The organism is Amycolatopsis sp. cmx-11-32 (assembly GCF_047608695.1).
GTDB lineage: Bacteria > Actinomycetota > Actinomycetes > Mycobacteriales > Pseudonocardiaceae > Amycolatopsis.
In genome coordinates this window covers 245,705-264,015 of the sequence record NZ_JADNQN010000007.1, presented here as the reverse complement: position 1 = coordinate 264,015, position 18,311 = coordinate 245,705, and the positions used below count along the sequence as shown (strand labels likewise).

The 18,311-nt window shown below is 66.9% G+C and carries 17 protein-coding genes and 2 pseudogenes; 12 read left to right on the top strand and 7 right to left on the bottom strand.

Features of this window, described 5'->3' with window-relative positions; translation table 11 throughout:
• Positions 1 to 16: 16 nt before the first annotated feature.
• On the bottom strand, positions 17 to 1,063 hold the full coding sequence (locus ACM6LR_RS23060; protein WP_414941318.1) for a LacI family DNA-binding transcriptional regulator: 1,047 nt from the start codon (positions 1,061 to 1,063) through the stop codon (positions 17 to 19).
• 176 nt (positions 1,064 to 1,239) lie between these two features.
• Between ACM6LR_RS23060 and ACM6LR_RS23055 the strand changes: the two genes are divergently transcribed.
• From ACM6LR_RS23055 to ACM6LR_RS23040, 4 genes are read left to right on the top strand one after another with little or no spacing between them, the layout of a single operon-like run.
• Positions 1,240 to 2,541, top strand: coding sequence for an ABC transporter substrate-binding protein (locus ACM6LR_RS23055; RefSeq protein WP_414941319.1), 1,302 nt, complete (start codon positions 1,240 to 1,242; stop codon positions 2,539 to 2,541).
• 3 nt (positions 2,542 to 2,544) lie between these two features.
• The gene (locus tag ACM6LR_RS23050) at positions 2,545 to 3,531 is read left to right on the top strand and encodes a carbohydrate ABC transporter permease (RefSeq protein ID WP_414944465.1); all 987 of its coding nucleotides are present in this window, start codon (positions 2,545 to 2,547) and stop codon (positions 3,529 to 3,531) included.
• The gene (locus ACM6LR_RS23045; RefSeq protein ID WP_414941321.1) at positions 3,528 to 4,343 is read left to right on the top strand and encodes a carbohydrate ABC transporter permease; all 816 of its coding nucleotides are present in this window, start codon (positions 3,528 to 3,530) and stop codon (positions 4,341 to 4,343) included. The genes ACM6LR_RS23050 and ACM6LR_RS23045 overlap by 4 nt, the downstream gene beginning before the upstream one ends.
• Complete coding sequence (locus ACM6LR_RS23040; RefSeq protein WP_414944464.1) at positions 4,340 to 5,749, top strand: GH1 family beta-glucosidase; 1,410 nt, start codon at positions 4,340 to 4,342, stop codon at positions 5,747 to 5,749. Before ACM6LR_RS23045 ends, ACM6LR_RS23040 begins: the two co-directional genes overlap by 4 nt.
• Before the next feature lie 180 nt (positions 5,750 to 5,929).
• Here ACM6LR_RS23040 and ACM6LR_RS23035 read toward each other — a convergent pair whose 3' ends face one another.
• On the bottom strand, positions 5,930 to 6,169 hold the full coding sequence (locus ACM6LR_RS23035) for a hypothetical protein (protein ID WP_414944463.1): 240 nt from the start codon (positions 6,167 to 6,169) through the stop codon (positions 5,930 to 5,932).
• Positions 6,170 to 6,740: 571 nt separating this feature from the next.
• On the opposite strand from ACM6LR_RS23035, the gene ACM6LR_RS23030 reads away from it, so the two are divergent.
• Positions 6,741 to 8,360, top strand: coding sequence for an ABC-F family ATP-binding cassette domain-containing protein (locus ACM6LR_RS23030; protein WP_414944462.1), 1,620 nt, complete (start codon positions 6,741 to 6,743; stop codon positions 8,358 to 8,360).
• 329 nt (positions 8,361 to 8,689) lie between these two features.
• Positions 8,690 to 8,938: pseudogene (locus ACM6LR_RS23025) on the top strand (HNH endonuclease); the annotation flags it as partial.
• Positions 8,939 to 8,943: 5 nt separating this feature from the next.
• Here the strand turns inward: ACM6LR_RS23025 and ACM6LR_RS23020 are convergent.
• A complete protein-coding gene (locus ACM6LR_RS23020; protein ID WP_414941325.1) occupies positions 8,944 to 9,522 on the bottom strand; it encodes a CGNR zinc finger domain-containing protein in 579 nt (192 codons plus the stop codon).
• Between the two features lie 82 nt (positions 9,523 to 9,604).
• Here ACM6LR_RS23020 and ACM6LR_RS23015 point away from each other — a divergent pair, with 82 nt between their 5' ends.
• Positions 9,605 to 10,777, top strand: a complete 1,173-nt coding sequence (locus ACM6LR_RS23015; protein ID WP_414941326.1) for an epoxide hydrolase family protein — start codon at positions 9,605 to 9,607, stop codon at positions 10,775 to 10,777.
• Between the two features lie 528 nt (positions 10,778 to 11,305).
• Here ACM6LR_RS23015 and ACM6LR_RS23010 read toward each other — a convergent pair.
• The gene (locus tag ACM6LR_RS23010) at positions 11,306 to 11,650 is read right to left on the bottom strand and encodes an MmcQ/YjbR family DNA-binding protein (RefSeq protein WP_414941327.1); all 345 of its coding nucleotides are present in this window, start codon (positions 11,648 to 11,650) and stop codon (positions 11,306 to 11,308) included.
• A gap of 145 nt (positions 11,651 to 11,795) precedes the next feature.
• On the opposite strand from ACM6LR_RS23010, the gene ACM6LR_RS23005 reads away from it, so the two are divergent.
• Positions 11,796 to 12,425: a class I SAM-dependent DNA methyltransferase gene (locus ACM6LR_RS23005; RefSeq protein WP_414941328.1), complete on the top strand. Its 630-nt coding sequence runs from the start codon at positions 11,796 to 11,798 to the stop codon at positions 12,423 to 12,425.
• A 79-nt stretch (positions 12,426 to 12,504) separates the two neighbouring features.
• Here ACM6LR_RS23005 and ACM6LR_RS23000 read toward each other — a convergent pair whose 3' ends face one another.
• A complete protein-coding gene (locus tag ACM6LR_RS23000) occupies positions 12,505 to 13,101 on the bottom strand; it encodes a TetR/AcrR family transcriptional regulator (RefSeq protein ID WP_414941329.1) in 597 nt (198 codons plus the stop codon).
• Between the two features lie 90 nt (positions 13,102 to 13,191).
• Between ACM6LR_RS23000 and ACM6LR_RS22995 the strand changes: the two genes are divergently transcribed.
• Positions 13,192 to 14,568: a cytochrome P450 gene (locus ACM6LR_RS22995; protein ID WP_414941330.1), complete on the top strand. Its 1,377-nt coding sequence runs from the start codon at positions 13,192 to 13,194 to the stop codon at positions 14,566 to 14,568.
• A 123-nt stretch (positions 14,569 to 14,691) separates the two neighbouring features.
• Positions 14,692 to 15,138, top strand: a pseudogene (locus ACM6LR_RS22990) (carboxymuconolactone decarboxylase family protein).
• Between the two features lie 4 nt (positions 15,139 to 15,142).
• Here ACM6LR_RS22990 and ACM6LR_RS22985 read toward each other — a convergent pair.
• Complete coding sequence (locus ACM6LR_RS22985; RefSeq protein ID WP_414941331.1) at positions 15,143 to 15,874, bottom strand: helix-turn-helix transcriptional regulator; 732 nt, start codon at positions 15,872 to 15,874, stop codon at positions 15,143 to 15,145.
• Between the two features lie 133 nt (positions 15,875 to 16,007).
• On the opposite strand from ACM6LR_RS22985, the gene folE reads away from it, so the two are divergent.
• Together folE and ACM6LR_RS22975 are read left to right on the top strand one after the other, a co-directional pair.
• On the top strand, positions 16,008 to 16,604 hold the full coding sequence (gene folE, locus ACM6LR_RS22980) for a GTP cyclohydrolase I FolE (protein ID WP_414941332.1): 597 nt from the start codon (positions 16,008 to 16,010) through the stop codon (positions 16,602 to 16,604).
• A gap of 237 nt (positions 16,605 to 16,841) precedes the next feature.
• Positions 16,842 to 17,456, top strand: a complete 615-nt coding sequence (locus ACM6LR_RS22975) for a hypothetical protein (protein WP_414944461.1) — start codon at positions 16,842 to 16,844, stop codon at positions 17,454 to 17,456.
• On the opposite strand, the gene ACM6LR_RS22970 is transcribed toward ACM6LR_RS22975, so the two are convergent.
• Positions 17,405 to 18,145 carry a flavin reductase family protein gene (locus ACM6LR_RS22970; protein ID WP_414941334.1) on the bottom strand — a complete coding sequence of 247 codons (741 nt, stop codon included), beginning with the start codon at positions 18,143 to 18,145 and terminating at the stop codon, positions 17,405 to 17,407. The two genes, ACM6LR_RS22975 and ACM6LR_RS22970, sit on opposite strands and share 52 nt — an antisense overlap.
• Positions 18,146 to 18,311 lie beyond the last annotated feature (166 nt).

Here is an 18,311-nt window from a genome sequence, read left to right as displayed (position 1 = left end):
GAGTACCGGATCGAATTCAGCTCGAAGCGCGCCGGGTGAGGGAGACCGGCAAGATCCGTTGGCGTGGCTTGAGTTCTTGATCGTCCATCAAGGCGAGCAGGGTCTCCACCATCGCGTGGACCTGCTCCCGCGGGTCCTGATGCACCGAGGTCAGCGGCGGATCCATCTCCGGCGCGAGGGTCGCGTTGTCGTCGAAGCTGACGACCGCGACGTCGGCGGGGATCCGGCGTCCGGCGGCGTGCAGGGTCCGGAGTGCGCCAAGGGCCATCATGTCGCTGGCCACGAAGACGGCGTCGAGGTCGGGGCGCCGCGCGAGCAGGTTCGACATCGCCTTCGCCCCGCCGGTGAGCGTGAAGTCACCTTCCTCAACCAGGTCCGCCGGGTCGAGTCCGGCGTCGAGCAGGGTCTTGCGCCACCCGGAAAGCCGGTCGATGGCCGCGCTCTGATCCTGCGGTCCGGCGATCGTGGCGATCCGGCGGTGCCCCGCCTCGATCAGATGCGCGACAGCCAGCTTCGCGCCGCCCTCGTTGTCGAAGTCGACGACATGGACGCCGCGTTTGAGCCCGGCAGCCTGCCCGCCGTACACCACCGGCATCCGGAGTTGCCGCAACGCCTTCGGTAGCGGGTCGGTCCGGTGCGGGGCGAACACCAGCACGCCGTCGACGTGCCCGCCGTCCAGGAACCGCACCGTGCGGTCGAGGTCCTCGCGGGTGTCGCTGAAGATCAAGACCATCTGGCAGCCGATGTCGGCCAGTTCGCGATAGCCCGCTCGCATGACGGCGGTGCGGTACGGGTCGTCGAGCAGTCGAGCCTCCGGCTCCGACAGGACGACCGCGACCGCGCCGGTCCGCCTGGTCACCAGCGACCGGGCCGCCTGATTCGGGGAGTAACCTAGCTCGCGAGCCGCGGCCTGTACCTTCTCGCGGGAACGCGCGCTGACGTAGCCATCGTCGTTCAGCGCCCTGGACGCCGTCGACCGGCTCACCCCGGCGGAAGCGGCGACGTCTTCCAGTGTCGGCCGGCCGTCATCCCCTGGTCGAGGCCCCACCCGCGTCACCTTCACCCTTCAGCACCGTCCGGACGCCACCAGCTTAGTGTCCGGCTGCCGGGCACACTGAGAGCGCTCCCCTGATGGAAACGCTCTCAGTACGAGCCCTTGACACAGCCGTACCTTGGCGACAAACTCGGCGCATCCTGGGAGCGCTCCCATTTTCTTCCCATCGGCAAGGGACTAGACACGTGAAAAGCATCCGGAACGGCCTGGTGCTGGCACTGGGTATCACGATGACGGCGTTCGGCGTGGCAGCGTGCGGAGGTGACGGCGGCGGGACGCCTGCGGCGCCGGACCCGAACGCGAAGGTCGACCTGACACTCGCGACGTTCACCGAGTTCGGCTACGAGGAGCTGATTCCCGAGTACGAGCGGCTGCACCCGAACATCAAGATCACCCACCGCAAGACCGGCCAGGGCGGGCCTTACCACCAGGACCTGATCACGAAGCTGGCGGCTGGGTCGGGCCTCGCCGACGTCACCGCGGTCGAAGAGGGGCACCTGTCGAACGTCCTCGACAAGGGCTCGAAGTTCAACGACCTGCCCAAGATCGGCCCCGCGGACGCCTCCCCCGGCCGGTGGCTCGGCTGGAAGTACGACGCGGCGAAGACCAAGGACGGCAAGGTCATCGGCTACGGAACGGACATCGGGCCGCTGGCCATGTGCTACCGCAAGGACCTGCTGGAGGCGGCGGGCCTGCCGACGGATCCCGAAGGGGTCAAACCGCTGTTCGCGACCTGGGACAGCTACTTCGCGGCGGGCGACCAGTACGTCTCCAAGAGCGGCGGCAAGGCCTGGTTCGACTCCGCGGCGCAGAACTTCAACGCCATGGTCAACCAGCTCCCCGCCGGCTACATCGGCGGTGACGACAAGCTGGCCCTGGAATCCAACCAGGGCATCAAGGACGCCTGGACCAAGGTCACCGGCGCTGTCGCGAAAGGACAGTCGGCCAAACTCACCGCGTTCAGCAACGAGTGGAACTCTGGGTTCAAGCAGGGCGCGTTCGCCACGAAGGTGTGCCCCGCGTGGATGCTCGGCGTGATCGAGGAGCACTCCGGCCGGGAGAACGCAGGCAAGTGGGCGGTCACCGCCGCGTTCCCCGGCGGTGGCGGCAACTGGGGTGGTTCGTACCTGACCGTGCCCACGCAGTCGAAGCACCCGAAGGAGGCCGCCGAACTGGCCGCCTGGCTGACCGCGCCCGAACAGCAGATCAAGGCGTTCCAGGCGAAGGGCACCTTCCCCAGCCAGGTCAAGGCGCTGGAGGACCCGGCGCTGCTGGGCGAGACCGACGCCTACTTCGGCGGCGCCGAAATCGGCCGGTTGTTCGCCGAACAGGCGAAGAAGGTCGCCAAACCGCAGTACAAGGGCCCGGGTGACGGCCAGATCCAGGAGAACGCGTCGAGCCCGGCGCTGCAGGCCGTCGAGCAGGGCAAGTCGGCGGACGAGGGCTGGACGCAACTGCTGGACACCGCGAAGAAGATCACGCGCTGACCCATGACCGTCGTCGACAAGATCGCGCCGGAAGGGAGCGAGGCCGGGGTGCGCACGTCGCCCCGGCCCACCCTCCGGCATCGGCTGAGCCGGTGGGACGTCAAGGTCTCGCCGTACCTCTACATCGCCCCGTTCTTCCTCGTGTTCGGGATCGTCGGGTTGTTCCCGCTGCTCTACACGGCGTACGTGTCGCTGTTCAGCTGGGAGGCCGGTGACGACGCTCCGGACTTCATCGGGCTCGACAACTTCGAGGAGCTGTTCGCCGACACGCAGTTCTGGAACGCGCTCGAGAACACCGTCAGCATCTTCCTGCTCTCCAGCGTTCCCCAGCTGATCATCGCGGTACTCCTGGCGGCGCTGCTCAGCGCCCGGCTGCGCGGGGCTACCGGATGGCGCGTCGGCGTGCTGCTCCCCTACGCCGCCAGCCTGGTGGCGCTGGGGATCATCTTCGCGAACCTGTTCGGACCGAAGTACGGCCTGGTCAACGGCCTGTTGCAGACCATCGGGCTGGATCCGGTTGACTGGCAGGCGAGCCGGTTCAGCAGCCATGTCGCGATCGCGATCATGGTGAACTGGCGCTGGACCGGGTACAACGCGCTGATCGTGCTGGCGGCCATGCAGGCCATCCCGAAGGAACTGCACGAGGCAGCCCTCATCGACGGCGCGGGCGCGGCACGCCGGTTCTTCAGCATCACGCTGCCGCTGCTGAAGCCGACGCTGATCTTCGTCACGATCACCTCGACGATCGGCGGGCTGCAGATCTTCACCGAACCCAAGCTGTTCGACGCCATGCCCGGGTCGAACAACGGCGGCTCGTCCAACCAGTTCCAGACCGTGACGCTGTACCTGTACCAAACGGCCTTCGAGAACTACGAACTCGGCTACGCGTCGGCCATCGCGTGGGTGCTGTTCCTGATCATCGTGCTGATCGCGCTGGTGAACTTCTTCCTCACCGGCAGGCTCGCGCGGACCCCGGCGGTGGAGAAATGACCAAGCCACGCCGGTCCACCTACCTCGTGCTCACGATCTTCGTACTGGGCTCGCTCTTCCCGTTTTATTGGTCGTTCCTGGTGGCGAGCCGGGACAGCGGGATGCTCACCGAGCGGGTTCCGCCCTTCCTGCCCGGCGGGAACTTCTTCGCCAACGCGGCCAGGGTGTTCGACACGGTGCCGTTCTGGAAGGCGCTCGCGAACAGCCTGATCGTGTCGGGCACGGTCACCCTCACCACCGTGCTGTTCTCGGCGCTGGCCGGGTTCGCGTTCGCCAAACTGCGGTTCCGCGGCCGGAACGGGCTGTTCGTGTTCATCGTCATCACCCTCGCCGTTCCGACCCAGCTCGGCATCATCCCGTTGTTCATGGCGATGTCGGAGTTCGGCTGGGCGGGCGGGCTGCAGTCGGTGATCGTGCCCAACCTGGTGACCGCGTTCGGCGTGTTCTGGATGCGTCAGTACACGGTGGACGCGGTGCCGTACGAACTGATCGAGGCGGCGAGGGTCGACGGCTGCAGCATGATCCGGATCTTCTGGAACGTCTGCCTGCCCGCGGTCCGCCCGGCGGCGGCGATCCTCGCGATGTTCACGTTCATGACGTCGTGGAACGACTTCCTCTGGCCGCTCGTCGTGCTGGATGCCGGTAATCCCACCGTCCAGCTGGCACTGGAGAAGCTGCAAAGCGGCTACTACGTCGACTACTCGCTGGTGCTGGCCGGAACGACACTGGCCACCATCCCGATCCTCATCGTCTTCCTCCTCCTCGGCCGCCAGATCGTGGCCGGGATCATGCAAGGTGCCGTGAAAGGGTGACCATGTCCGCTCAACCCGACAGTGTCCGGGCGAAGACCGCGCTGCTGTTCCCGCCCGGATTCGTGTGGGGCGCCGCCACCGCGGCCTTCCAGGTCGAAGGGGCCACCGCGGCCGACGGCCGGACCGACTCGATCTGGGACGTCTTCGCCCGCCGTCCCGGCGCCGTCGTCGGCGGCGACACCGGCGAACCGGGCGCCGATCACTACCGGCGCTATGCCGAAGACGTCGACCTGATGCGACGGCTGGGGCTCGGCGCGTACCGGTTCTCCCTGTCGTGGCCGCGGATCCGGCCCGGCGGCGGCGCGCCGAATCCGCGAGGACTCGCGTTCTACGACCGGCTCGTCGACAAGCTCCTCGAAGCCGGAATCCAGCCCTGGGCGACGCTGTATCACTGGGATCTCCCCCAGTCGCTGGAAGACGAAGGCGGCTGGGCTTCGCGCGACACGGCGTTCCGGTTCGCCGAATACGCCGAAACTATCGTGGCGCGACTGGGCGACCGGGTGATGAACTGGTCGACCCTGAACGAGCCGTGGTGTGCCGCGATGCTGGGATACGCGGGCGGGATCCACGCTCCCGGCCGCCGGGAACCCCGCGCCGCCACCGCGGCCGCGCACCATCTCCTGCTGGGGCACGGGCTCGCGATGGACGTCCTGCGGCGGCACGCCCCGGCGGCGTCCTCCGGCGTGACCCTGAACCTGTACCCGGTCACCGCCGCCGATCCTTCGTCCACTGTGGACGCCGAGGCGACGCGCCGGATCGACGGGCTGCAGAACCGGCTCTTCCTCGACCCGGTACTGCGCGGCTCCTACCCCGCCGATCTCGTGGCCGACCTGGCTCCGCTCGGTTTCGAAGAACTCGTCCGGGACGGCGACCTCGCCACGATCGCCGCCCCGGTCGACTGGCTTGGCATCAACTACTACCGCGGTTACCACATCGCCGGTACCCCGCGGCCCGGCAGCGAACCGGCGGGGCCCGACTGGCTCGGCGTCCCCGACGTCCACTTCGTACCCGACGAGACGGCCCCGCGCACCGACTCCGGCTGGGAGGTGCAGCCGTCGCGGCTCACCGAGTGCCTGGTGCGAGTCCATCGCGAGTATCGGCCGATCCCGCTGTACATCACGGAAAACGGCGCGTCCTATCCGGACGCCATGATCGGCGGGGATATCGCGGACACCGACCGGATCGCCTTCCTCGACTCGCATCTACGTGCCGCGTACGAGGCGATCGAGGCGGGTGTCGACCTGCGCGGGTACTTCTACTGGTCACTCTTCGACAACTTCGAGTGGGCCGAGGGGTACGCCAAGCGGTTCGGTCTCGTGCACGTCGACTACGCGACCCAGCGACGGACGCCGAAGCGGAGTGCGCTCTGGTACGCCCGGGCGATCAGCCTGAACGGGCTGAGCTGACGACGATCTTACGGCGTGGAAGTCGTTGACGCAGCCGGGTACGTCGGCGACGGAGGATCAGTTGTCGGGGCGTTACCACTCACCACGGACCCGTTCGCCAGCGTGACGTGTCACTGAGCGTGTAGATGTCGCGGCCACCGGCGCAGGTGGCGTTGCCGGTGATCGAGCTGCCGGCGATCATCAGCCCCACCCGCCCGGAACTGGAGGAGGCGAGACCACCGCCGAAACCTCCGCCACCGCCGCGACCGGCACCGGTGGTGGCGGTCGCGGCGCTACCACCGGTGCCGTCGAGCCGGTGGTGTTGCCGACGATGACGCTGTCGATGATGCCCAACGGGCCCCAGTTCCTCTCGCCATCGGCGTTGGTACCGGCACCGTCACGAGTGTGACCGCCGGTGATCGTGACTTCGTCGAGTGTCAAATTGCCCCAAGTGGAGATAATCCGGAACCGGGGCGCACCCTCCGCGCGGGTGATGGTGGCGAGATTTCCTCTGACAGTGAGCTGTCCCTCGGTGGAGGGCAGCGCGGCCGGATCACAAGAAGACGGTGATTTCAGCGGCGCGCGCCGGTGGTGCGACCACGGTGAATGTCCCCAGTGCGGCTACCACGGTCACGACTCGTCTTCGGGATCCAGCGCCCGGCACCATGAAGAAACATCAGAAGTCACCCCCGCGCCCTCAAATGATATGCGCTCATCGGAAACCATTGCGGTTCAACGAAGAGGAGTTAAACCGTTCGCAGTACGTTCCGATGCGAACTCGGGCGACTCGCACCTGAGTACGGCAAACTTCGGCGGGTCTTGTTATGGTGGAAGGCAGCTGATCAACGAGCATGGAGACCAGACGTGGCAGGTGACGACGACATCTCCGGGTGAGCCGGAGTTGCCAGGCCACCGGCGCTGACGCCGATGTGGCCGTTTCGTCGTTCCCTCACAGCCACGTCCACCGCGGTGCTGCTGCAACGCGCCCGCTGTCTTTCACGAGGTCATTTCCATGTCAGACGCCTTCGTCGTCGTGTCCGCCCTGTCCTTCACCTGGCCGGACGACACCTCGGTTTTCGACGCCCTGTCCTTCACCTTGCCCGGTGGCCGCACTGGCCTCGTCGCGCCCAACGGGGCGGGCAAAAGCACGCTGCTCAAACTGATCGCCGGTGAGCTGAAGCCGCTCTCCGGGACCGTCTCCACTCAGGGAGTCCTCGGTTACCTGCCGCAGTCGCTGCCGCTCACCGCCGATCTGGACGTGGCCGAGGTGCTGGGCATCGCGCCACAGCTCGCGGCTCTGAGGGCCATCGAGTCCGGCGACGCGAGCGACGAGCACTTCACCACCATCGGCACCGACTGGGACATCGAAGAACGCACCCGCGCCCAGCTCGACAGGCTCGGCCTGGACGGCATATCGCTGGACCGAAGCCTGCGCACGTTGAGTGGCGGGCAGATCGTCTCCCTCGGCCTGGCCGCGCAATTGCTGAAGCGGCCCGACATCCTGCTGCTGGACGAACCGACCAACAACCTCGACCTCGACGCCCGCCGCAAGCTCTACGGCGTGTTGGCAGACTGGCCCGGTTGCCTGTTGCTGGTAAGTCACGACCGGGAACTGCTCGACCGGATGGACCGGATCGCCGAACTCGACCGCGGCGATCTCCGGCATCACGGTGGGAACTTCACCCAGTACGAAGCGGCCGTCAAGGCCGGGCAAGAAGTCGCCGAGCGCAACGTCCGCAGTGCCGAGCAGGAGGTCAAACGCGAGAAGCGGGAGATGCAGCAGGCGCGCGAGCGGGCCGCGCGGCGGGCGGGCAACGCTGCCCGCACCCTCGGCAACGCCGGCCTGCCCAAGATCTTCGCCGGAACCATGAAACGCAACGCCCAGGAATCCGCGGGCAAGGCGAACGAGACGCACGCCGCGCGCGTCAACGATGCGAAGAACCGCCTCGACGAAGCCGAACGCACCCTTCGCGACGACCAGAAGATCGCGCTGATCCTGCCGGGCACCACCGTCCCGGCCGGACGCACGGTGTTCCACGGCGAGCACATCCAAGTTCGCTACGGCGAGCGGAACGTCTTCGCTGGCGACGGGGTCGACTTGACGATCCGAGGCCCCGAGCGGATCGCGCTGACCGGCGGCAACGGCACCGGCAAGTCGACGCTCCTGCGCGTGCTCAACGGAGATCTGTCACCTTCCAGCGGCGTGCTCAACCGGGTCGAGGGCCGGATCGCGTACCTCTCGCAACGGCTCGATCTGCTGGACCTGGACCGGACCATCGCCGAGAACTTCGCGGCGTTCGCCCCAAGCCTTCCCGAGTCACAACGGATGACCCTGCTCGCCCGATTCCTGTTCCGCGGCGTGCGCAGCCAGCTTCCCGTCGGCGTTCTCTCCGGAGGCGAACGGCTGCGGGCCACCCTGGCCTGCGTCCTGTTCGCCGAGCCCGCACCTCAGTTGCTCCTGCTGGACGAGCCGACCAACAATCTCGACCTGGTCAGCGTCGGACAGTTGGAGAGTGCGCTCGGGGCGTATCGGGGGGCTTTCGTGGTCGTGAGCCACGATGAGCGGTTCCTGACGGAGATCAAGGTGGACCGGCGAGTGCGGCTGGCCGATGGGGTGCTCGTGGAGTCTTGACCCGGCGGCCTCCGCCGGCCCGCGCTCAGTGCGGGGTGGCGATTCGTGTTTCCGTTCCTCCTGTGCAAACTCGCGACGATGAAGGAATCGGGACGTTCAGTGTCTCGATTCCTTCATCGTCACCGCCGAATCGCCACTTACGACCACGCCGATAACCGGTTCAGTGGTATTGCCGACACATGGCCGATGATTGTCGGTACGTGTCCGACGCCCCCTCCCATCCGTAGTCACCACCCTCGCACACGTCGCCCTTCAGTGGTGAATGTTCCGTTTCGCGGTAACGCAAAACTACGAACATCTGTTCGATAGAATTGCGGTATCATGGAGGAGTGTCCGAGACAATCCTTCCCGAGTTGCCGCAGGAGTTGTGGCGCGCCGGCAAGCTGGAGCTTGCCCACGGCGTGCGGCAGTTCCTGCAGGTCATGAGGGTGGTGTCCGCCGAGTTGGGGCAGTATCTGGCGGAGATCGAGTCTCGTGGCGCGAAAGACTTGTACGGGTATGGAACCACTGTTTCGTGGTTCGCCGATATCGCCGGGTTATCTGCCGGCGAGGCACGGCCGTATGTGCATCGCGCGATCGACGGCTACCACTCCGCTGATCTAAGGTTTTTACGCTGGTTGGCAGTAAAGCGCGCTTTCTTCTGACGATTCCCGCACGTGTTCATGTCACACCATTTGCGGGTGCGACTTTGGCTGGTGTCGAAGAAGGCGGCTTGGCAGGTCGACGATGCGCACAAGGCCAATTTTCCGTCTCGTTCGCCCGCGATGATGCTGATCGCGTCGGCGGCGATCACGCTGAGGGCATCTTCCACACAGGAAGCCGAGCTGAGCCGCCATCGCCGCTTGCCGTCGGGCATCAGGATAGCCGCGGCCCGACCCTGAGAGCTGCGGGCATTGATGACTCGAACAGCGGACGCGGGGAGAGCGTCTTGGATCGCGGCCGCTGTCGCGGCGGTGTGAATCGACTCCCTCAGTTCCCGAGCGAGGTCGAGCTGGGCACTGGTACAGGAGTCCACGGCGAGGCCGTTCACCACCAGCCAGTCGACGAGTCGGTGCGGCACGGGAATGCGCTCCACAGCATCGCCCTGACGCTCCGTCAAAGTCGCCGTGAAGCTGGTCGCCAGCACGTTGCCGAGGCGGAAGTCAGGGAACTCAGCGGGCATGGAACCACCTTAGCCGGTTGCCCGTTGACAGGGGAACCTGATAGAACCGTCTTAGCCGGTTCCGCGATGACCTGGAGGTCTCATGCCCCGCCCAGCCAGCGACGTACAAGCATTCGAAGCCCACGCGACTGACGCTGACCTCGACGATCTGCGCGCGCGACTGGCCGCGGCGCGGCTACCGGAGGCCGAGACGGTCTATCGCGCCGCGCCCGACCCTCGCCGGTGGGAACAAGGCGTTCCTCTCGCCGACCTCGTCGACGTCGTGAACTACTGGCGCACCGGGTACGACTGGCGGTCGTTCGAAACCCGCCTTGACCGGATCGGCCAGTTCCGTACGACCATCGACGGTCTGGGAATCCACTTCCTGCACCGCCGATCCGCGCGCGCGGACGCCACTCCTCTGGTCTTGACGCACGGGTGGCCGGGCAGCATCGCCGAGTTCATCGACGTAGTGGACCAGCTGGCGGATCCGAAAGACGCGGGCGCGCCGGCGTTCCACGTCGTGGTCCCGTCGTTACCGGGCTTCGGTTACAGCGACAAGCCGACCACCACCGGGTGGGGAACCGAAAAGATCGCGGCCGCATGGGTGGAACTGATGGGAAGGCTCGGCTACGGCAAGTTCGCAGCCCACGGCGGCGACTGGGGAGGCAACATCACCACGGTTCTCGGCGGTAGGTTCCCGGAGCACGTCCTCGGCATCCACACCACGTTCGCGGAGGCACCACCCGGATTGACGACGGACGGGCTGACAACGGCCGAGCGCGAGTGGACCGAGGAAACCCGCGACTTCTGGCGCCACCGCGCGGCGTACGCGAAGCAGCAGGCGACCCGGCCGCAGACCATCGGCTACTCGCTCGTCGACTCACCGGTCGGGCTGCTCGCCTGGATCCTCGACAAATTCGCCGAGTGGTCGGACACCGCAGACAGCCCGTTCGAGACGATTTCCAGAGACCGCGTTCTCGACGACGTCACCCTGTATTGGCTGACGCGGACCGGCGCGTCGTCGGCCCGCATTTACCACGAAAGCCACAACTCGCTCGATCCCGAACTTCGGGTCGACGTCCCGTCGGCGATCACTATGTATCCTCGCGACATCGAGAAATGTCCGCGCGCCTTGGCAAAGGAGCGGTACCGACAGATCGTCCGATGGAGGTCGCCCGAAAAAGGGGGACATTTCCCGTCGCTCGAGGTTCCCGAGTATTTCGTCAAAGATCTGCAAGAGGGCCTCGCGGCAGTACTGGCCACTAATCGGTGAATGCGCTGTCGACCCGAGTAAGGTCCCGCTTCCGCTCAGCGAAGGCTGGGGGTTCCTGCGAGCGGAAGCGGGAGTTTGGTGGCCGGTACGGTGGGCCGCCTCTCGGCGAGTGGCACGACATGGCTCCGGCCGAACCGGTATTCCATGAAGGCGGAGGTTGAGGCCCGGGGGCACCATCCGTACCGACACTCTCTACAACGCACACGCCCGCCAAATGTTCCCGAACACCAAGCGGACAACCAAGTGACCTACATCGCCCTATTAGCCATTCACCATCGACAACGAAAGACCCGCCCCCGCTCAGCGAAGGCCTGGGGGTTACCTGCGAGCGGAAGCGGGAGATAAAGCCGGTACGGTGGGCCGCCTCTCGGCGAGTGGCACGACATGGCTCCGGCGAACCGGTATTCCATGAAGGCGGAGGTTGAGGCCCGGGGGCACCATCCGTACCGACACTCTCTACAACGCACACATCCGCCGCATGTTCCCGAACACCAAGTGACGCACGTCAACACACGATCGCAGTAACGCTCAGCAGGGGGGCGGAACCTGCGCGACGAGTTCGTCCGGAGCCGACAGCCGCCACGCCTCGTAGACCAGTTCGGTCAGCTCGTCGGGCTCGATACCATCGAGGTGAACGACCACCCAGCCGAAGCCACCGGCGGTGAACTGCACTTCGAAGACCTCGGGCCGTTCGGCCACGAGCGCCTCCTGCTCGGACAGCGTCTGCTTCAGGCCGACGGTCTGGGTCCGGGGCCAGTAGTACCCGAACCGCTTGCCTCGGACGCTGTACGACTCCCACTCTTTCGCGTCGGAACGCTCGACGTCCGCGAGCGCCCCCAGCATTCGGTGGAACTCGTCGTTCGGCACACTCATTTGAAACCCCCAGGCTCGGCGGCCACAGTGTAGGCGAACCGGCCGACAAGAACCGAAGCCCGCCACCTGTCCTGAGTGGACGAAAAGCCGACGGGGCCGAGGCGGTAAATTTTCCCTGAGTCCACTCGACCCGGGGAGCTGCGAAATGGACCGACCGGCCACAGCGGCGGAGTTGTTCGACACCATCGGTTCCGCCTACGAGGACGTCTTCGGCCGGGCACCGGTAGTCGACAAGGCGGTGCGGCACCTGCTGGAATCACTGCCGCCGTCGTCGAGGGTGCTCGACATCGGCAGCGGAACCGGCAAGCCGGTCGCCAGGGATCTGGCGGCCGCCGGACATCGGGTGACCGGGCTCGACGTGTCACCGGTGATGATCGACCTCGCGCGTGAGCAGGTCCCCGCCGCGACCTTCGTTCACGTCGATGTGCGTGAATGGGCCTCGCCGCCGGAGTCCTGGGAGGCGGTCTGCGCGTTCTTCCCGTTCCTGCAGATGCCGCGCGAGGACACCGAAGCCGTACTCGCCGACATCACGCGCTGGCTGGTGCCTGGCGGTCTTCTCGCGCTGGTCACCGTTCCTCGGGACGTCGAGGACGTGCCGGTGGAGTTCTTCGGCCACACCTTCCACGAAACCAGTTTCGCGCCGGACGACCTCATCCGGCGGGTCGAAGCGGCCGGGCTCGAAGTCACCGGGACACACTCCGAGATCTTCACCGCGGAGGAGCCTGGGACGCCACCGGAGGAACACCTGCTGATCATGGCTCACCGCCCTAACTGACATGGCGTGGCGTCAATACCGGTCATCAGCGCGCAGGAACGCCCCGACCCCGAGGAAGGACCAATCGAACGCGCCGAGATCATGTTGGCACGTCGACGAGGTCGAGCAGCGCCTTCGCGCACAGATCGCGGGTCTGGTCCCGGGTCAGCCCGCGGTACTTGAGCCAGTCGAGGCAGACCGCGACGACGAACGCCAGCCAGCCCCGGACGATCACTCGCACCGTCTCCGGCGGCTCGCCGTCCGGGCACAGGACCTCCAGGATCCGGCGGCCCTGTTCGGCGAAGTTGTGGTCAAGGACCTCCCGGACGTCGTCGACCGCGATGGCGGTACCCGCGTGCAGTGCCCGGTAGCCGTCCTCGTTGGCTTCGACATAGCGGAGATATGCGTCGAGCCCCGCCATCAACTGCTCCGCGACCGGCAGCGTGGGATCGGTCCTGGTCATGTCGAGCAGGCGTTCACCCTCGGCCTTGATGACCTCGGTGACGAAATCCCGTTTCGTCGGGAAATAGTGGTAGAGCAGCCCTCGGGACACCTCGGCGATGTCCGCGACCTGCTCGATCCACACGTCGTCGTACGGCCGTTCCGCGAACAGGCTGGCACCGATCCGCAGCAGCTGTTCCCGCCGCTCGGCGGTGCTCAGCCTGCTGCGGGGCCTTCCGGAGGTACTCGGCGCCATTCGAGCATCGTACTTACTTGACACGGGTTCAGTAACACGCCACGCTCGCTATTGGATGCCAGTTCAACAGTGCTCACCTGGAGGGGCTCGATGGCCACCGCTCTCCCCCATCCCCCGCGCCGGATCCCGCTGATCGGCGACGTGCTCGGCGTTTCGCCGAAGACCCCCGTCCAGGACTCGATGCGGCACGCCGCCGAACTGGGCCCCGTCTTCGAACGCAAGGTGTTCGGCCGCGAGATCGTGTTCGTCCACGGCGCCGAGATGGTCGCCGACCTCTCCGACGAGAAGCGGTTCGCCAAGCACATCACGCCCGCGATCTCGAACCTGCGCCCGCTCGGCGGCGACGGGCTGTTCACCGCGCACAGCGAGGAGCCGAACTGGCGGCGCGCGCACGAGATCCTCGCGCCCGCCTTCAGTCGCAACGCGATGCAGGGCTACCACCCGACGATGCTGGCGATCACCCGCGAACTGCTGGACGCGTGGGACCGGGGCGGCGAGGTCGACGTCGCGGACGACATGACCAAACTGACGCTGGAGACCATCGGGCGGACGGGCTTCGGCTACAGCTTCTCGTCGTTCGAACGCGCCGAACCGCATCCGTTCGTCGCCGCGATGGTCCGGACGCTGCGGCACGCGCAGCGGATGGTGCTCCAGCCACCGGTCATCGGCCCGTTCCTCAACCGGAAGGCGAACCGGCGCAACGAAGCCGACCTCGCCTTCCTCCATTCCGTCGTCGACGAGGTCGTCGAAGCACGGCGGAACGACACGAGCACCGACGATCTGCTCGGGCTCATGCTCAACACCACGCAGCCGAGCACCGGCGAGGCGCTGGACGAGGTCAACATCCGGAACCAGATCATCACCTTCCTCGTGGCCGGGCACGAGACGACGTCGGGCGCGCTGTCGTTCGCCTTGTACTACCTCGCACGGAATCCGGACGTGCTCGCCCGCGCGCAGTCCGAAGTGGACAAGGTCTGGGGCGAGAACCCGGATCCGTCCTACGCGGAGGTCGTCAAGCTCCGCTACGTCCGGCGAGTGCTCGACGAGGCACTGCGGCTCTGGCCGACGGCGCCCGCGTTCGCGCGCCAGGCCCAGGTGGACACCGTCGTCGGCGGGAAGTACCCGATGAGGAAGGGGCAGTGGGCGCTCGTCCTCATCCCGGCACTGCACCGTGATCCCGTCTGGGGCGACGATCCCGAGTCCTTCGACCCCGATCGTTTCGCCCCGGATCGCAACCGTGCTCGCCCCGCGCACGTCTACAAGCCGTTCGGCACCGGCGAGCGGGCCTGCATCGGGCGGCAGTTCGCCCTGCACGAGGCGACGCTGGTCCTCGGCATGCTGTTGAGCCGATACGACCTACGCGGCGACTCGTCGTACCGGCTGAAGGTGCAGGAACTGCTGACGCTGAAACCAGAGGGCTTCAAGCTCGACGTCTCACTTCGCGAGCGCGCGACGGTGGCCGTCTAGCCGTCGCCGGGCTCGGATCTCGACCCCCGAGGGCCACCAGCGGTGGATCGTACCCGGTCACATCTCCCCTCCGGCATCCGTCAGTGCGGTGAAAGCAAGCCGGAAACCTTGGAGGAGACCATCATGGAAGCACGGATTTCGAACCCCGCACTGGCGAACCCCGCCACCTTGAAGGCCCTGATCTCGTTGGCCGAGTCGACCGGGGACACCGGTGTGACACCACGCACTACCTCATGCACGTCCGCGCCAGTCAGATCAACGGCTGCAGCGGCTGCCTGGAGAGGCACACCAAGGAACTGCGCAAGGCGGGCGAGTCCGACGAGCGGATCTTCACCGTGGCGGCGTGGCGTGACACGGCCTACTTCACCGACGCCGAACGAGCGGCGCTCGCGCTGGCCGAGGCTCTCACCCGGATCGCGGACCGGGCCGACCCGGTCGACGACGAAGTCTGGGACGAGGCCGCTCGCCACTACGACGAAAAAGCTCTCGGGCCTGGTCTTCGCCATCGCCGCCATCAACACCTGGAACCGGCTCAACGTCGCCACCCGGCAGATCGCCGGCGCGGCCTGATCGGCTACCGCGCCTGCCGTAGCTCTACACAGCACTCGGCCGCGCCGGGAGCGAGGACCGCTTCCACGTTCCCGGCGCGCACACCGGTCAGGAAGCCCGACAGGAAGGCCTGGTTGATCCCGCAGACCAGCTCTGGAGCCTCGGCGGACAGCGGGTGAAACGGGCAGTTCCGCAGCCGGACGCAGGTCTTGGTGTCGCGGCTCGGGTCGAAGCCGTAGCGGCGAAGCGCCCCTTCGGCCACGGTGAGCGCGCGTTCCACGCCGAGCCTGCCCGGCCGGGTCCGCGTGCGTTCCTCGTCGCCCGTTGCGAGGCCGCGCTCCCCCGCGACCCGCAGGACGGCGGCCCGCGCCGTTTCACCAGTCCCCTCGGCGAGCACGGCCTCGGCGAGGATTCCGGCGAGGATCTCGTGCCGTCGCGCGGGAAGCTGCACCTGAACGGCTTCGTCTACGGGTTCGTAGACCTTGGGCTTACGCCCCACTTTCACCGCCGGGCCCGCCGCGAAGCCGGATCTGAGCAGGCCTGCCGCCACGAGCTTGTCGAGGTGGAAGGCGGCGAGTTTGCGGGAGACCCCCACCGCGGCCGCGGTCTCGTCCCGCGTCACCGGACGCCGCGTGCGCCGGGCATAGGCGTACATGCCGCGGCGGAGGTCGTCGTCGAGTGCCGCCACCGCGGCGATGGAAGGGGCGTCGAGGCCGTCCGGATCGGGCACTGTCACGTACACCACGGTATCGCCCATCTCATTCGGCGGAACGTCCTGAACTGCGGATCTACCATGTAGGCTGAGCCGACAGGCGGTAAAACGCCCAAAAGTCTTAGTCAAATAGCTCGGTCGAACAGCTCTGGGGATCGCGGTCAGCCTAGGAGGCCTTATGTCCACTCCAGCCTTGCGTGTCGTGCACGAACCCGGGCCGGGGCCGGACCTGGAGGCCGCCGAGGCCGCGGCCGCCGATTTCCTCACCGCACTGGGCATTTCGCTGGACTCCGAGAGCCTTCGCGGTACCCCGCGCCGGATGGCGCGCGCGTACGCCGAGCTGTTCACCCCGCGGTCGTTCGACCTCACGACCTTCCCCAACGACGAGGGCTACGACGAACTCGTCCTCGCCAGGGGTATTCCGGTCCGCTCGGTCTGCGAACACCACCTGCTGCCGTTCATCGGGGTCGCGCACGTCGGTTACCTGCCCGGCGAACGGATCCTCGGACTGTCCAAGCTGGCCAGGATCGTCGAGCACTTCGCCTGCCGCCCGCAGGTTCAGGAGCGGCTGACGAAACAGGTCGCCGACTGGCTGGACGAGCAGCTCGAGCCAGTCGGTGTCGGCGTGGTGATCGAGGCCGAGCACTCCTGCATGACCCTGCGCGGCGTGCAGGCCACCGGTTCGAGCACCGTCACCTCCACCCTGCTCGGCACGCTGCGCGAAGACGCGCGCTCGCGCCAGGAGTTCTTCGCCCTCACCGGCATCAACGGCTGACCTCGGGTTCTTCCGCGTAGGCCGCGGAAACGACCGAGCGGTCGAACACCCGCCAGGTGAACGCGGTGACGATGATCGCGACCACGAACCCGCCGCCGTCGCGAGAGCACTGCCCAACGCGGACGACGCGCTCGCGGAACGTCGCAAGGCCGAGAAGACCCTCCTCGGCAGGCTCAGCGCCGACCGGCCGAGAATTACCTCGAGAAGATCTTCCAGGTGCCGTTCACGTTGTCCCCCATGGACGATCCAGGGTTCGCGGGGCTCGTGCGCGGGCTCGCCGCCACCGAGGGTCAGGACGCCACACCGGCGCCTCCCTCCGCCGAAGCGGATCACGCCGCCGGCGCCCGTTCTCCGGCCGCGGCCGGGCCTGCTCCTCTCCACGAGGAAGCACCGGAACCGTCGTCCGAACAGTCCACAATAGACCTTCGACCTCCTCGTCTGGTGATCTCACTGGCGGAACTGGACTTCCTGGCGACACTGGCTCCACTCGTCCGGTCCCCTCGTGCCGCGAAACGACTCCTGAACCTGTACCGGCTGCTGCGGGCGCGCCTCTCCGGCGAAAACCCGGCCGTATTCCTCGCCGATGGCAGCCTCGAAGCACCGTTTCGCGCGGTGATGGTGCTGCTCTCCGTCCTCGTCGGATATCCCGAGGCGGCCTCCTGGTTCTTCGCCACCCTCGGCGGAATGGATCCCGACGACAGCGCCCTCGAAATCGTGTCGTCGTCGAACGACCACGAGCTGTGGCCGAAGCTCGGACGCGGCCTGTCCGGCGAGTCGTGGCCGGAACTGACCGCGTCCTATCAACGCTGGTTGCCGTTGGTGAACCGGTTCTCGTTCGCCGCCGACGACTGATTCCGCGACCGCTCGATGTCGGGCCCCCGGTAGAGCCGCTCCGGGATCTTCGCCAGTGTCGACGGATGGACTTGCGGACCGAGGCCGTAGAGCTGCTGGAAGCTCATGATCAGCGGCCGCCACCGGTCCGGGTCGATCCGGTCGTCGGTGCCCGGCATCCGCACGTCGTCGTGGACGTGCACGCGCTGCACCCGGACCTCGAACACGAGGACGCCGCCACGTTGTGCGGCATCGTCCTCGGCGAGGGGGTGGACGGCCTCGACGACGGCCTCCATCGTCACCGGGCATTCCGCAACGCGCGGCGGCCGCACCGTCTCGGATGCGACCGGTGTGAGTCCGGCGCGGGCGAATTTGTCGGCTTCGTACCGGTATCCGCGTTCGTACTTGCGCTCCGGGACGGGATCCGATCCGGTGGTCAGTGCCAGCCTGTCGACGGCGGCCGCCAGATCGTCGGAAGGGAGATTCAGAACACATTCACGGTTACGCATGAGATTCTGCGCCGTCTTGGATTTCGCGCCGAGTCCGAGCATGCCCCGCCAGCCGAGCCAGAACGCGGACGACATCGGAGCCAAGTTCTCCGAACCTGCCTGGTCCACCGTCGAAAGGAGCACCACCGGAGTACCGAAGTAGAGGATGCCGGGCTCAATACGGGTGTGCGCGGTCTCGGCCGCTGACGTAGTAACTGTCACGTTCGTCAGCTTCGCCGCGTCTCGCGACGGAGGCTGGCGTGAATCGGACGTCGCGATCAACTCCGCTTCCCGCCGACGGAACGCTTACCCTTTCCGTGGTAGTTCACTTGGGCGGGCACGAACCCAGGGTCGTTCGGAGTATTGCGTTCGGCCGATTGCTGGTAGG

Excerpts from the sequence above, each read along its gene's own strand:
- ACM6LR_RS23050 (WP_414944465.1), top strand. The coding sequence starts at position 2,545 with ATGACCGTCGTCGACAAGATCGCGCCGGAAGGGAGCGAGGCCGGGGTG.
- ACM6LR_RS23045 (WP_414941321.1), top strand. The coding sequence starts at position 3,528 with ATGACCAAGCCACGCCGGTCCACCTACCTCGTGCTCACGATCTTCGTA.
- ACM6LR_RS23030 (WP_414944462.1), top strand. The coding sequence starts at position 6,741 with ATGTCAGACGCCTTCGTCGTCGTGTCCGCCCTGTCCTTCACCTGGCCG.
- ACM6LR_RS23020 (WP_414941325.1), bottom strand. The coding sequence starts at position 9,522 with ATGCCCGCTGAGTTCCCTGACTTCCGCCTCGGCAACGTGCTGGCGACC.
- ACM6LR_RS23015 (WP_414941326.1), top strand. The coding sequence starts at position 9,605 with ATGCCCCGCCCAGCCAGCGACGTACAAGCATTCGAAGCCCACGCGACT.
- ACM6LR_RS23010 (WP_414941327.1), bottom strand. The coding sequence starts at position 11,650 with ATGAGTGTGCCGAACGACGAGTTCCACCGAATGCTGGGGGCGCTCGCG.
- ACM6LR_RS23005 (WP_414941328.1), top strand. The coding sequence starts at position 11,796 with ATGGACCGACCGGCCACAGCGGCGGAGTTGTTCGACACCATCGGTTCC.
- ACM6LR_RS23000 (WP_414941329.1), bottom strand. The coding sequence starts at position 13,101 with ATGGCGCCGAGTACCTCCGGAAGGCCCCGCAGCAGGCTGAGCACCGCC.
- ACM6LR_RS22995 (WP_414941330.1), top strand. The coding sequence starts at position 13,192 with ATGGCCACCGCTCTCCCCCATCCCCCGCGCCGGATCCCGCTGATCGGC.
- ACM6LR_RS22985 (WP_414941331.1), bottom strand. The coding sequence starts at position 15,874 with ATGGGCGATACCGTGGTGTACGTGACAGTGCCCGATCCGGACGGCCTC.
- folE (WP_414941332.1), top strand. The coding sequence starts at position 16,008 with ATGTCCACTCCAGCCTTGCGTGTCGTGCACGAACCCGGGCCGGGGCCG.
- ACM6LR_RS22975 (WP_414944461.1), top strand. The coding sequence starts at position 16,842 with ATGGACGATCCAGGGTTCGCGGGGCTCGTGCGCGGGCTCGCCGCCACC.